13 protein-coding genes and 2 pseudogenes are annotated in these 13,154 nt (G+C 52.3%); 3 read left to right on the forward strand and 12 right to left on the reverse strand.

Annotated elements, in window-relative coordinates; genetic code table 11:
- Positions 1 to 288: 288 nt before the first annotated feature.
- From DWZ60_RS15230 to DWZ60_RS15270, 9 genes and pseudogenes are all read right to left on the reverse strand, one after another.
- Complete coding sequence (locus tag DWZ60_RS15230; protein WP_119222001.1) at positions 289 to 1,635, reverse strand: acetyl-CoA carboxylase biotin carboxylase subunit; 1,347 nt, start codon at positions 1,633 to 1,635, stop codon at positions 289 to 291.
- The gene (gene fabZ / locus DWZ60_RS15235; RefSeq protein ID WP_022462591.1) at positions 1,632 to 2,069 is read right to left on the reverse strand and encodes a 3-hydroxyacyl-ACP dehydratase FabZ; all 438 of its coding nucleotides are present in this window, start codon (positions 2,067 to 2,069) and stop codon (positions 1,632 to 1,634) included. Before fabZ ends, DWZ60_RS15230 begins: the two co-directional genes overlap by 4 nt.
- 26 nt (positions 2,070 to 2,095) lie before the next feature.
- Positions 2,096 to 2,611 (reverse strand): acetyl-CoA carboxylase biotin carboxyl carrier protein, encoded by a 516-nt coding sequence (gene accB, locus DWZ60_RS15240; RefSeq protein ID WP_118666381.1) that lies wholly within the window; start codon positions 2,609 to 2,611, stop codon positions 2,096 to 2,098.
- Between the two features lie 36 nt (positions 2,612 to 2,647).
- Positions 2,648 to 3,883 carry a beta-ketoacyl-ACP synthase II gene (gene fabF, locus DWZ60_RS15245; RefSeq protein WP_055227403.1) on the reverse strand — a complete coding sequence of 412 codons (1,236 nt, stop codon included), beginning with the start codon at positions 3,881 to 3,883 and terminating at the stop codon, positions 2,648 to 2,650.
- A 16-nt stretch (positions 3,884 to 3,899) separates the two neighbouring features.
- The gene (gene fabG / locus DWZ60_RS15250) at positions 3,900 to 4,640 is read right to left on the reverse strand and encodes a 3-oxoacyl-[acyl-carrier-protein] reductase (RefSeq protein WP_022462594.1); all 741 of its coding nucleotides are present in this window, start codon (positions 4,638 to 4,640) and stop codon (positions 3,900 to 3,902) included.
- Positions 4,641 to 4,668: 28 nt separating this feature from the next.
- Positions 4,669 to 5,588 (reverse strand): annotated as a pseudogene (fabD, locus tag DWZ60_RS15255) (ACP S-malonyltransferase).
- Entirely contained in the window at positions 5,585 to 6,523 is a 939-nt protein-coding gene (gene fabK / locus DWZ60_RS15260) for an enoyl-[acyl-carrier-protein] reductase FabK (protein WP_022462596.1), read from the reverse strand. The pseudogene fabD and the gene fabK overlap by 4 nt, the downstream one beginning before the upstream one ends.
- A gap of 30 nt (positions 6,524 to 6,553) precedes the next feature.
- Positions 6,554 to 6,781: an acyl carrier protein gene (gene acpP / locus DWZ60_RS15265; protein ID WP_022462597.1), complete on the reverse strand. Its 228-nt coding sequence runs from the start codon at positions 6,779 to 6,781 to the stop codon at positions 6,554 to 6,556.
- Between the two features lie 51 nt (positions 6,782 to 6,832).
- Positions 6,833 to 7,762: a beta-ketoacyl-ACP synthase III gene (locus tag DWZ60_RS15270; RefSeq protein WP_119222003.1), complete on the reverse strand. Its 930-nt coding sequence runs from the start codon at positions 7,760 to 7,762 to the stop codon at positions 6,833 to 6,835.
- Between the two features lie 230 nt (positions 7,763 to 7,992).
- Here DWZ60_RS15270 and DWZ60_RS20435 point away from each other — a divergent pair, with 230 nt between their 5' ends.
- From DWZ60_RS20435 to DWZ60_RS15280, 3 genes are read left to right on the forward strand one after another with little or no spacing between them, the layout of a single operon-like run.
- Positions 7,993 to 8,292, forward strand: coding sequence for a hypothetical protein (locus tag DWZ60_RS20435; protein ID WP_330422381.1), 300 nt, complete (start codon positions 7,993 to 7,995; stop codon positions 8,290 to 8,292).
- A gap of 35 nt (positions 8,293 to 8,327) precedes the next feature.
- Positions 8,328 to 9,413, forward strand: coding sequence for a TldD/PmbA family protein (locus DWZ60_RS15275; protein ID WP_330422382.1), 1,086 nt, complete (start codon positions 8,328 to 8,330; stop codon positions 9,411 to 9,413).
- Positions 9,413 to 10,693: a metallopeptidase TldD-related protein gene (locus DWZ60_RS15280; protein ID WP_119222005.1), complete on the forward strand. Its 1,281-nt coding sequence runs from the start codon at positions 9,413 to 9,415 to the stop codon at positions 10,691 to 10,693. Before DWZ60_RS15275 ends, DWZ60_RS15280 begins: the two co-directional genes overlap by 1 nt.
- A gap of 90 nt (positions 10,694 to 10,783) precedes the next feature.
- On the opposite strand, the gene DWZ60_RS17360 is transcribed toward DWZ60_RS15280, so the two are convergent.
- From DWZ60_RS17360 to DWZ60_RS15290, 3 genes and pseudogenes are all read right to left on the reverse strand, one after another.
- Positions 10,784 to 10,927, reverse strand: a complete 144-nt coding sequence (locus DWZ60_RS17360) for a hypothetical protein (protein ID WP_158568324.1) — start codon at positions 10,925 to 10,927, stop codon at positions 10,784 to 10,786.
- 51 nt (positions 10,928 to 10,978) lie between these two features.
- Positions 10,979 to 11,065 (reverse strand): annotated as a pseudogene (locus DWZ60_RS20985) (DNA-binding response regulator); the annotation flags it as partial.
- Complete coding sequence (locus tag DWZ60_RS15290) at positions 11,058 to 13,055, reverse strand: DUF4118 domain-containing protein (protein WP_119222007.1); 1,998 nt, start codon at positions 13,053 to 13,055, stop codon at positions 11,058 to 11,060. The pseudogene DWZ60_RS20985 and the gene DWZ60_RS15290, both read right to left, overlap by 8 nt.
- Positions 13,056 to 13,154 lie beyond the last annotated feature (99 nt).

Genomic DNA, 13,154 nt, shown 5'->3' on the forward strand with positions numbered 1-13,154 from the left:
AGCGCGAATTGCAAGGAACAGATTTGAAGGCGTACCGGGGTACGACGAAAATCTGTGACGCAGTAATTCACGCTCTGCGGTGCTGAATTTTTTGCATTATTTTCGGGGACTGCTATAGAAACACTTAGGCTTCCAGAATTTGCGTTATTTTCAAAAATCTAACTGTCTGAGCGACAGCGGGTTTTGGATTTTTGAAAATGGTTTTAGCAAATGCTGGAGGCCTTAGTGTTTCTTTCCTCTGAAACCGCGCCGTCCCCCTCTGCTGTACTGCCGGGCGGCGTCCGTCTCTTACAATCTCTCCGTCAACCGCTCCACAAACTCAATATCCGCCCTCCCGGCCAGATACTCCTCTTCATTTAAAATAGAATACAAATAATCAACGTTAGTGTCGACTCCCTCGATGACGACTTCCCCCAGCGCACTCCTCATCCGCGCAATCGCCTCCTCACGCGTCCTCCCATGCACAATCAGTTTCGCCAGCATCGAATCATAAAACGCCGGAATCACATACCCGTCATACGCCGCCGTATCCACCCGTACTCCAAATCCCCCAGGCAGATGCATCTCCGTAATCTTCCCCGGACAAGGCCTGAAATTCTTCGCCGGATTCTCCGCATTAATCCTGCACTCAATCGCATGCCCCGAAAGCCGGACCTCTCCCTGCGTCACCGACAGCGGCATCCCCGAAGCCACCCGAAGCTGCTCCTGAATCAGATCCACCCCCGTGACCCACTCCGTCACCGGATGCTCCACCTGAATCCGCGTATTCATCTCCATAAAATAAAAATTCCCGTCCGGCTCCAGCAGAAACTCAATCGTCCCCGCATTCACATAATGCGCCGCCTTCGCCGCCCGGACCGCCGCCGAGCCCATCCGCTCCCGCAGCGTGTCATCAATCGCCACACAAGGCGACTCCTCAATCATCTTCTGATGATTCCTCTGAATCGAGCAGTCCCGCTCCCCAAGATGAATCACATTCCCGAACGAGTCCGCCATAATCTGAAACTCCACATGACGCGGATGACGAATCAGCCGCTCCACATACATCGTCCCGTCCGCAAACGAACTTTTAGCCTCCTTCTGCGCCGTCTGAAACGCACTCTGGAACTCCCCGCGCGTCTCCGCCATGCGCATACCCTTGCCGCCGCCTCCAAGCGCCGCCTTAATCATCACCGGAAAACCAATCCGGTCGGCCTCAGAAAGACCCGTCTCCCAGTCAAAAACAGGTTCCTTCGTCCCCGGAATCACCGGCACACCGGCTGCCTGCATCGTATTTCGCGCCTCAGACTTATTACCCAGCCGATCCATCACCTCAGGCGACGGCCCAATCCACGTAATGTGGCACTCCTGGCATCTCCGCGCAAACGTGCTGTTCTCCGACAGGAATCCAAATCCCGGATGAATCGCATCCGCCCCCGTCACAAGCGCCGCACTCAAAATACGTTCCATATTTAAATAACTGTCCTTCGACGGCGCCGGCCCGATGCACACCGCCTCATCCGCGAGCTGCGCATGCAGTGCCTCCCGGTCCGCCTCCGAATAAACAGCGACCGTGAGAATTCCCATCTCACGGCATGCCCGGATAATCCGGACCGCGATCTCCCCACGGTTTGCAATCAAAACTTTTCGAATCATTGTGCTGCCCCCACCATAAAGGTCAGTTCCGCCTGCGCGACCACCTTGCCGTCGACCGAAGCAACCGCTTCCCCGACGCCCATCGGTCCCTTGTGGCGGATAATTTTCGTCTCCAGACGAAGTTTGTCTCCCGGTTTCACTTTTCCCTTAAAACGGCACTTGTTGATGCCGCCGAAAAATGCAATTTTTCCCTTATTCTCGTCAAGAGAAAGAATCGCAACCGCACCGACCTGCGCCAGCGCCTCGATAATCAGCACGCCCGGCATCACCGGCTCCTGCGGAAAATGACCGGCAAAAAAGTCCTCGCGGTACGTCACACATTTGTATCCAATACCGAATTCGCCCGGTTCAAAATCTTCTATGTAATCCACCAGCAGAAACGGATGTCTGTGTGGAATAATCTCCTGAATCTGTTTCGTTGTCAAACTGTTCATTCGCTGCTTCCTTTCTCGTCCCGGCTTTACGCTTTCACCCGGAACAGCGGTTTTCCGTAATCAACCATCTCGCCGTTTTTCACCAGAACCTCCGCAATCACGCCGTCCACTTCACTCTCGATCTCATTCATCAGCTTCATGGCCTCCACGATTGCTACGACCTGTCCCTTTTTCACGGTGTCGCCAACCTTCACAAACGGCTCGGCATCCTCTGCCGGAGCTGTATAAAACGTTCCGACCAGCGGGGATGTCACAAAAACGCCTTCTTCTGCTTCACTGTGCTCCTCAGCCGCTGTATTTTTTCCTGCCGTTTCTTTTCTCTCCGGCATGGCTGCTTCTTGCGCTGTCACGCCATTTGCTCCGCCCATCATCTCTGCCATCTGCAGACCGGCGCCGGATGGAACCCCGCTCATCTGCACCTGCACCGGAGCTGCTTTTCCATGCTCCATGGCAATCTTGATCCCATCAGCCTCGTAATCAAACGCGGTCAGCGAAGAATCCGAAACTTTATCAATCAACTGTAAAATCTGATCTAATTCCATCTTATTTTCCTTTCTGCACCGGAACACGATGCCGCTTTATTCATATTTCTGAAACAGCAGCACCGCATTGTGGCCGCCAAAACCAAGGGAATTGCTCATTGCCAGTTTCACATCGGTTTCCACCGGAGCGCCGATGCAGTAATTCAGATCGCATTCCGCATCTGCTTCCTTTGTTCCAATCGTCTGATGCACGAAGCCGTCCTGAATGGATTTCGCACAGACAACAGCTTCCACACCGCCTGCCGCGCCGAGCAGATGACCGACCATCGATTTCGTCGAGTTGACCAGCACATGGTCTGCCGCATCACCGAAGGCTTTCCGGATCGCACGCGTTTCAAACAGATCGTTGTGATGTGTGGACGTTCCGTGTGCATTAATATAAGTAACTTCTTCCGGTTTTACTCCCGCTTCTTCCATCGCAAGCTCCATCGCACGTGCCGCACCGCTTCCATCTTCCAATGGAGAAGTAATGTGGTACGCATCGCAGGTTGCGCCGTATCCGACTACTTCTGCATAGATCTTCGCCCCGCGCTGTTTCGCGTGCTCCAGCTCCTCGAGTACGAGAATACCGGCGCCCTCGCCCATGACGAAACCGTTCCGGTCTTTATCAAACGGAATCGAAGCACGCAGCGGATCTTCCGACTCGGAAAGTGCGGTCAGTGCCGAAAAGCCTGCCACACCGACCGGCGTAATTGCGCTCTCCGCGCCGCCTGCCACGCAGATGTCCGCATCGTTGTACTGAATTGCGCGGAAGGCATCGCCGATGCAGTGCGTTCCTGTCGCACACGCCGTCACCACGCTGGTACATTTTCCTTTCGCGCCGAGTGCAATCGCAACGTTTCCCGCCGCCATGTTCGCAATCATCACCGGAACGGTAAACGGGTTGACGCGGGAAGGATTTCCGGCATCAATTTTGGCTTTCGCCTGCTCGCATGCATTCAGATCACCGACGCCGGAGCCCACCAGAACGCCGACGCGGAACGGATCTTCATTCTCCATGGAAATGCCGGCATCTGCAAACGCTTCTTTTGCTGCTGCAACGGCATACTGGGAAAAGGTTCCCATTCGTCTTGCCGCTTTGAAATCCATGCGCTCTTTTGCCACGAAGCCTTTGACCTCGCCTGCCAGATGTACTTTATATTCTGCTGTATCAAATTTCGTAATCGTTCCGATTCCGCAGGCTCCCTTGCGGACGCCGTTCCAGAATTCCTCCACGGTATTTCCAATCGGGGTTACCGCACCCAGCCCTGTGATGACTACTCTTCTCTTCATTCCAACTCTCCTTTTCTTAGATCACCATGCCGCCGTCGCAGTGAATCACCTGTCCGGTGATGTAAGCTGCCGCTTCGGATGCCAGAAATGCGGCCAGGTTTGCCACATCCTCCGGCTTTCCGAAATGGCCAAGCGGAATCTGGGATACGGATGCTTCTTTCACTTTATCCGAAAGAACCTCCGTCATATCGGTCTCAATAAAGCCCGGCGCAATCGCATTGACGCGGATGCCGCGGGATGCCAGTTCCCGTGCCGCTGTTTTCGTCAGGCCGATCACACCTGCTTTCGATGCCGCATAATTTGCCTGTCCGGCGTTTCCTGCCACGCCGACCACAGAAGCCATGTTGATGATGCAGCCGCTCTTCTGGCGGATCATCGGCCGTGCTGCAAAGCGGATGCAGTTGAACGTTCCCTTGAGGTTTGTCTCAATGACACGGTCGAAGGCTTCCTCCGACATGCCCATCAGAAGGCCGTCCTTTGTGATGCCCGCGTTGTTGACCAGAATATCGATTTTCCCATACAAAGCAAGAATTTCCTTCATCCACGCTTCACACGCCGCAAAATCCGATACATTGCACTGCATCACGCAGCCGTCTCCTCCTGCCGCGCGGATTCCCGCAAGCACGGTTTCGGCCGCCTCTTTTGAACCATTGTAATTGATGACAACAAAGGCTCCCTCCGCCGCCAGTTTTTCTGCAATCGCACGCCCGATTCCGCGGGATGCGCCCGTTACTACTGCTGTTTTTCCACTTAACATCTCATTCTCCTGCTGCATAATCCACTATCTATAATAAAGTTTCGCACACCTGATGCATTTCCTCATAGGTGCGGATATTGTAACCTTTTACATCCCGGTTGATTTTTCTTAAAAAGCCGGTCAGTGTTCTTCCCGGTCCGATCTCCACGAAGGTATCAACGCCGTCCGCAATCATTGCCTCGATGCTCTGCTGCCACCGCACACCGGATGCCACCTGCTGGATCAGAAGGCCGCGCGTCAGTGCAATGTCACGCACATACTGGCCGGTTACATTCGTCACATACGGAATCTTCAACTCCATAAAGCCGACGCCCTCGAGCGCTTCGGTCAGCCCCTGGGACGCAGCTCCATCATCGGGGAATGGAACGGGCCGCTTACGTTCAGCGGAAGTACCCGCTTTGCGCCTGCTTCTTTTAACTTTTCCGAAGCCTCTGCCACTGCCGCCTCATATCCGGTGATGACAATCTGACCCGGGCAGTTGTAATTGGCAATGTAGGCGCCGGAAATCCCGCTCAAAATCTCTTCGATTTTTGCAGCTTCCATGCCGAGCACCGCCGCCATCGCGCCCTCGCCTGCCGGAACGGCCTCCTCCATCAGGATGCCTCTTCTGCGGACGACCTTCATCGCATCCGCCATTTCCATACCGCCGGCGGACACAATCGCGTTGTACTCGCCAAGGCTGAGGCCCGCTGTCACATCCGGCGTAAGGCCGCACGCCCGGATGGACTGCTCCATCGCCATTCCGGTTGTCAGCAGTGCAATCTGGGTAAACTCTGTCTGATCCAGATGTTCATTTTCCTCAAAACAGAGTCTTTTCATATCAATCCCGATCAGCTCGGATGCCATATCGTAGACGGCTCTCGCTTTCGGACATGCTTCATAAAAATCCGCGCCCATGCCGACACACTGGGAACCCTGTCCAGGAAACATAAATGCTGTTTTACTCATAACCGCGCCGGTGCTCCTTTCAGAAGTTCTTCCATCTCATTCATCATCTGCTCTATGATTTCTTTGCAGCTTTTCTCGTCTTTTACCATACCTGCAATCTGACCGGACATCACGCTTCCGGTTTTGACATCGCCGTCCACAACGGCTCTTCGAAGACCGCCGAGCGTCAGTTTTTCCAGCTCTTCGAACGGAGCTCCCTCTTTTTCCAGTTCCAGATAATGGCGTGTCATCTCATTTCGGATCGCCCGCACCGGATGACCGGTTGTGCGGCCTGTCACGCGGGTATCAATATCTTTCGCCTTGATCACCAGCTGCTTGTAATTTTCATGCACAACGGCCTCTTTCGAAGCGACAAAACGCGTTCCCATCTGAACCGCCTCGGCACCCAGCATAAAGGCTGCTGCCATGCCGCGTCCGTCCGCAATTCCACCGGCCGCAATGACCGGAATTTTTACGGCATCTGCCACCTGCGGAACGAGTGCCATCGTTGTCGTCTCGCCGATATGGCCGCCGGACTCACATCCTTCTGCCACAACGGCATCTGCGCCTGCGCGCTCCATTCGTCTTGCAAGAGCCACAGAAGCGACCACCGGGATGACGCGGATACCAGCGTTTTTCCACAGTTCCATATATTTCTCCGGATTTCCTGCGCCCGTCGTAACGACTTTTACGCCTTCCTCGGCAACCACTTTTGCCACCTCATCCGCATACGGGCTCATCAGCATGATGTTGACGCCGAACGGTTTGTCCGTCAGTTTTTTTGCTTCGCGGATTTCATTCCGAACCCACTCTGCCGGTGCCGCCGATGCTCCGATGAGGCCAAGGCCGCCGGCCTCGGAAACTGCCGCTGCCAGATGATGCTCCGCCACCCAGGCCATGCCGCCCTGAATGACTGGATACTGAATCCCGAGTAATTTTGTCACTTCTGTGATCATGAATCGCTTCCTCCTGCTTCCCGATCTTTCTTAGTTTTTGTGCTGCTCCAGATACTCTGCAACATCACCGACAGTTACCATCGTTTCCAGATCCTCGGTCGGGATTTCCACGCCGCAGGTGTCCTCGAGGGACATGACCATTTCAAACAGATCCAGGGAATCTGCTCCGAGATCCTCTTTGAAGGAAGTCTCCGCTGTGATGGTATCGATATCTGCTCCCAGTGCTTCTGCTACGGTTTCTTTTACTTTTTCTAACATGTTTTTGTCCTCACTTTTTTTCTTATTCTTCTTATTTTATATGGGCGTTTCTTACCATTCCAGGTACGCCGCGCCCCAGATCAGTCCTGCTCCGAAACCGGAGAGAACGATTCTCTGTCCTTTTTGGGCTCTGCCGGACCGGTTCCACTCATCCAGCAGAATCGGAATGCTCGCCGCACATGTATTGCCGTATGCTTCGATATTCCGCGGAAATTTTTCTTTCGGTGCTTTCAGTCGTTTTGCCACGCCGTCGATGATGCGGCTGTTTGCCTGATGAAGGATAAACGCATCAATCTCTTCGACCGCCATGTCGGCTTCCGCGAGCACCTCGCGGATGACTTCCGGCACGCGGGATAAAGCAAACTGGAACACGGCACGGCCGTCCATCTGCAGATACGTTCCCTTTTCGCAGGTCAGCGACACGCCTTTTTCTCCATCGGAATGGATCTTTTCGCACGCTTTTGTCTCCTGCTCCTCCGCCGTCAGCACAATGGCTCCCGCGCCGTCCCCGAACAGAATGCAGGTTCCGCGGTCGTGCCAGTCCACCAGGCGGCTCAGGGCATCTGCGCCGATCAGCAGCACGTTTTTTGCCTTGCCGCTCCGGATATACAGCTGGCCCAGCTCATACACCGCAAGAAATCCGGTGCAGGCGGCGCTGACATCGAGACAGGCGGCACGGAAGGCACCGATTTCATCCTGCACAAGACAGGCGGTATTCGGAAAGATGCTCTCCGATGAGGAGGTTCCGACGAGAATCAGATCCAGCTCTGTCGAACAGATCCCGGCATTTTCCAGCGCTCTTCTCGCCGCCTTTACTGCCATTTGGGCAACCGTCTCCTCCCCGGCTATGTGGCGCGCACCGATTCCTGTCCGCTCCCGGATCCAGATATCGCTCGTCTCCACCATCTTTTCCAGATCTTCATTTTTCCATATCGTCTCCGGTACATACGAACCGGTTCCCGCAATTCTGCCGTTTTTCACCTTACTGTCCTCTTGCTTATTTCATTCTCAAACATTTTTCTTTTCAAATGTTTTGATATTCAAAGTATATCATCAAAATTCATTTTGTCAACCTTTTTTTATTGCTTTTTCCATTTCCCACTTCTATAATGAAACTATGTTCGGGATTTTTTCCGGATTCTATTATTTTGAGCCCCGGCGCAGGTTCTCTATCGAACACTCCGGCAGGCTCCAGAAAGGACACCAGACTTATGCAGGTTCCAATGTCATCCTATCTTGTGGAAATCAAACCACAGATTCAGGAACTGATCCGTCTGCTCGAGCGCGAATTTGATTACGTCAGCGTGCTCTGCACCGATGTCAAAGGTACGACCTACCGCGTCAGCATGCATCAGACCAGCGTCAGCGATTATCACTTCTGTGAACGCGGCTTCGTTGTCCGTGCATGGCAGGACGGTTCCTACACCGAATATTCCTTCAACAACCTCACCGATGCCGCAGATCTTGCGGAGGAAATTACTTCCGCGCTGAAATCCGATTTCAGGCATTAAAGGCACTCGGCATTGCGCAGATGGAGTCTCCTCTCGTGCAGGAAGAAGCCATCACCAAAACGATGCAGAATGAAATCGAGATTGACCCGGAGACCGTCTCCGCAGAGGAGATTCTCTCCCACCTTCGGAAGCTCTGCAACGCCGGCGCTGCCCATGAAGGAATTCTGGAATTCCAGAGTACCGTCAGCTTTGCCCGTGTCAACAAGCTGTTCCTCTCCTCCAAAAAGGATCTGATGCAGTCCTACGCTTTCTCGGAGGGCTCCCTTTCCGCAATCGGCACAGAAAACGGAAAACAGAATATGTCGTACCGTTCCTGCTCCGGCCTGAAAGGCGTGGAAATCTTAAATGAGATGGATGCGATTGTTGAGGAAATCATCGCCGTTCTGTACGACAAGCTCCACTCCGATCCGGTCACCCCTGGCATGTACGATGTCATCACCGCACCGGATGTCACCGGCGTGATTGCACACGAGGCATTCGGCCACGGTGTCGAGATGGATATGTTTGTCAAAGACCGCGCACTCGCCAAAGAGTATATCGGCAAGCCTGTTGCCTCCCAGCTCTCCTCCATGCACGACGGAGCAGTCGGCGCACAGCAGGTCAGCAGTTATCTTTTTGATGATGAGGGAACGCTCGGCACCGACACCACGGTCATCGACCACGGTACACTCGTTACCGGCATCAGCGATCTCGTAAGCGCACTCCGCCTTGGCACCACGCCGACCGGAAACGGAAAACGCGAGAGCTTCGAGCGCAAAGTCTACTCCCGTATGACCAACACCTACTTCACCGCAGGCACAGACAAACTCGATGATATGATCGCTTCGATTGAGCACGGCTATCTTCTCGAAAGCGTTCAGTCCGGTATGGAAGACCCGAAACACTGGGGCATCCAGTGCATGGTCGGACTCGGCCGCGAGATCAAAGATGGTAAGCTGACCGGAAAAGTCGTATCTCCTGTCACCCTGACCGGCTACGTTCCGGATCTCTTAAAGAGCATCTCCATGGTTTCCGACAAAGAAGAGCTCTTCGGCTCCGGCATGTGCGGAAAAGGTCACAAAGAATGGGTCAAAGTCAGCGATGGCGGCCCGTATCTGAAATGTAAAGTGAGGTTAGGCTGATGAACGAATTATACGATGTATTAAAAACAAGCAAAGCCAGCGACTTTCTGATCCGCGAAGAGCAGACCGAATCCCGCGAGGCATTTTTCATCGGTCAGAAGCTCGACATGAGCCGCGCGAAAAAAGTAACTCATACGTTTCTGACCGTCTTTGTCGACAGTGAGGATGGAAAATTCCGCGGAAGCGCAGAAAAAAAGATCCACCAGGGCATTTCCCGCGAAGAAATGAAGCAGGAAATTGACCAGGCGCTGTTCGCCGCACAGTTTGTGCAGAACCCATGGTACCCTGTTGCAGAGCCATCGGATGCCCAGGCAAGCGCCGACATGGCTGATGCTTCCCGCGATCTTACCGCTAAACTCGTAAAACTGGTGCAGGCTATGCAGGAAATCAAGGCGGAAGAGGATTCCCGCGTAAACTCCTATGAGATTTTCGTCAACCAGAAGCAGACACACATCCGCAATTCCCGCGGTGTCGATGTCACCTTCTCCGGCTTTGACTGCGAGATCGAGGTTGTCACAAACTCCCGCAAGGATGATCATGAGATTGAGATCTACAAGGATCTCCGCTTCTCCGACAAATCTGCCGAGAAGATCATCGCCGAAGTGCGCGGAATGTTCCACACCGGCCGCCAGCGTCTGAATGCTGTTCCGACCCGCCAGAATGAGCATGCTGATGTTCTCCTGACCGGAAATGCCGTCGGCAGTTTCTTCCAGTATTTTGCCATGCATACCAACGCTTCTTATCAGTATATGGGCGTTGCAAAAGCAAAAATCGGCGAAGCCATCACCGGCGCAGATGCCGATCCGCTGAATATCCGCCTCGTGCCGACGCTCGACGGCTCTGCCAAAAACGCGCCGTACGACGAAACCGGTATGCCGGTAGCCGAGCGCGTTCTGTTTGAAAACGGCATCTGCCGCTCCTACTGGGGCAGCCTTCAGCATGCCCATTATATCGGCATGAAGAATACTACTTCCATGAATAACATGGTAGTTGAAGGCGGTTCGAAAACACTCGACGAGCTGCGCAGCATGCCGCATATAGAAATCACCGATTTCAGTGCGTTTGATATGGATGCCGTAAGCGGCACCTGCGGCGGTGAGATCAGGCTCGCGTATGAGAGCGACGGAACCATCTCCCATCCGACAACCAGCGGATCACTTTCCGCCCGTTATGACGATGTGCTGAAAAATCTGACTTTCTCGAAAGAGACACAGCAGATAAACAACCGCGTGGTACCGTGTGCGGTACTGCTGCGGGATGTGACGGTGGCGGGAGAATAATTTTTCATTCTGCAGCATACGAAAAAGGAGCATCTCCAGGTTTCAAGTTCGAAACCGGAGATGCTCCTTTTTAATTTTCTGTGTTTATGTTCAGTCTTTTCTTCGTCTTCTGGATTTCTTTTTGCTTCCAAAATCCAGAACAACGACCAGGGTGTTAAGACCCAGATAAGTTTCAACATCTTCTGCCGTTTTGATATTGTCATTCAGCACAGTCTGCAGTGTCAGAATTGCCAAAACAGGAACAAAATTTCTAAACAGTAATGGGGTCTGACCCCAATGTGGTTATTTATAATCGTGTGTTTTCAGTGTTGTCGTAATCAGGTTGTGGACCTGCGTATCGTCTTCCACGACCAGTATCAATGTCTTATTCATTTAAATTCACCTCACTGAGCGGCAGCGTAAAACGAAAATGACAGCCGTGCGGAGCGCAGTCACGAAGCACCAGTTCCCCGCCATGCGCATTTACAATGGAACGGCACAGCGCCAGCCCAAGGCCAAGGCTTCTGCGGCTGTCACTCACCTTATTTTTTCCGGAATAGAACATTTCAAATACATGCTCCCTGCACTCCGCCGGAATGCCGGGTCCATTATCCTCCACCGCAATCCATACGTTTTTTTCTTCTTTTCCGGCTGTAATCCGGATCTTGGATCCTGTCTGTGTATATTTTACTGCATTGTTGATCAGGTTTACCAATACCTGTACAATCAGCTTTGCATCCATGCGGGCGAGCAGTACATCTTCCCCGCAGTCCACCGTAATTTTATGTTCGTTTTTCCGCCGTTCTACATGGCGCAGCGCCTCACGTACTACATCCTCAACCACCTGATCAGATAACTGCAGTTTTACACTTCCATCTTCTATTTTCGTAAGCGCAAGCAGATTTTCCACCAGTTCAATCAGCCATCCGGCATCCTCATAAATATCCGAAAAAATCTGTTTCCGCATCCCTTCGTCCAGTGCGTCAAAGTTACTGATCAAAGAGTCTGCATTGCCGAGAATTGATGTCAGTGGTGTGCGCAGATCATGGGAAATCGTCCGCAACAGATTCACCCGAAGCTGCTCATTTTTCGCCATGACTGCCGCCTCTTCTTTTTCTCTCGCACTTTGTTCCCGATCCAGTGCCATGGCGCACTCTCCCAGAATAGAAAGCAGGATACTGTTCTCAAACGCATCCAGTGGCTTTTGTCCGATGAAAATGCCGATCACACCATATCTGTTCTGTGCCGCATAGATGGAAAGGTACAGATACGGTTCTTCAGAAAAACGTTCTGTCATAGCTCCCGCCCGTTTCCGGTTTTTCAGAACCCACTGCAGGATTTCCTGTTCTTTCACATTAAAAACTTTTTCTGATTTTATTCCTGTTTCGGCGTTATAAAGAGTTCCCTGCACAATGCCGTTTTTCTTTTTTTCTACCGGCGCCACAACCAGATTTCTTCCCAGAAGCTTTATCAGCTGCGTTGCCGTAATATCAAAAATTTCTGACGCATCCTCTGCCTTTTGCAGAAGCTGGCTGGTATTAAAAAGAATCTTGGTTCGAAAGGCATCTCGTGCAGAAAGCTTTGCATTTTCTTTCAATTTTGAAGCAAGCGTACTGGTCAGGATTGAAGTGCCAAGCATGATCGCAAAGGTCACCGGATAGCCGGAACCATACGCATGCAACGAAAGCCTTGGCTCTGTCATAAAATAATTAAACAGGACAACACTTGCCACAGAGCTGACCACACTACAGGTATAACCGCTGGTCAGAATAGATGTCAGCATGACGCCAAACAGATATACCGTAATAATATTGGCATCCGTAAAACCGAGCCGAAAAAAGATTTCTCCGATTCCGGTCGCAGCAGCCAGTATCAGAACCGTAAGCATCAGTTCTTTCCAGGAAGGCAGCTCCATCCACTCCGGAAATTTTTTTCGTTTCTGATATCTCCGGTACACGTCTGAGTCTGGAATGATGTGAATTTCCAGATCAGGCACAAGATCCGTCAGACGCTCGGTCCACACCCTTCGCTGATGGAAATAGCCCTGCTTCATCATGCTCTTTCCAATGACAATCCGCGTCACCTCGGAAATTCTTGCGTATTCTGCAATCTGCAGGGCAATATCCTCACTGTGTGTCGTTACAATTTCTGCCCCGCTCTGCTCTGCCAGACGAACATGCTTCTGCAGCCTTGCCAGATCCTCTGGTGTTTTTTCTGTTTTTTCTGTTTTTTCTGCTGTCTGCACATACAATGCCGTAAAGCCGGCCTGAAACGCCTGTGCCATCTGCGCCGCAGTCCGAATAATTTTTTCATTGGATGGCGAAGAGGACAGACACACCAGGATATGCTCTTTTTTTTGTTTTTCTTTTTCCAACTGTCTCACCCCGCCTCCTATTGTAGATCATAAACGAAGAGAAAGCTATAGTCAGGAAATCTTTTTTTCTCCCGTTCCCTGTTCTTGTTTTCTGTTTTCCGTGAAATT

It is taken from the genome of Blautia sp. AF34-10 (assembly GCF_003477865.1).
In the GTDB taxonomy this organism is placed as follows: Bacteria; Bacillota; Clostridia; order Lachnospirales; family Lachnospiraceae; genus Fusicatenibacter; species Fusicatenibacter saccharivorans.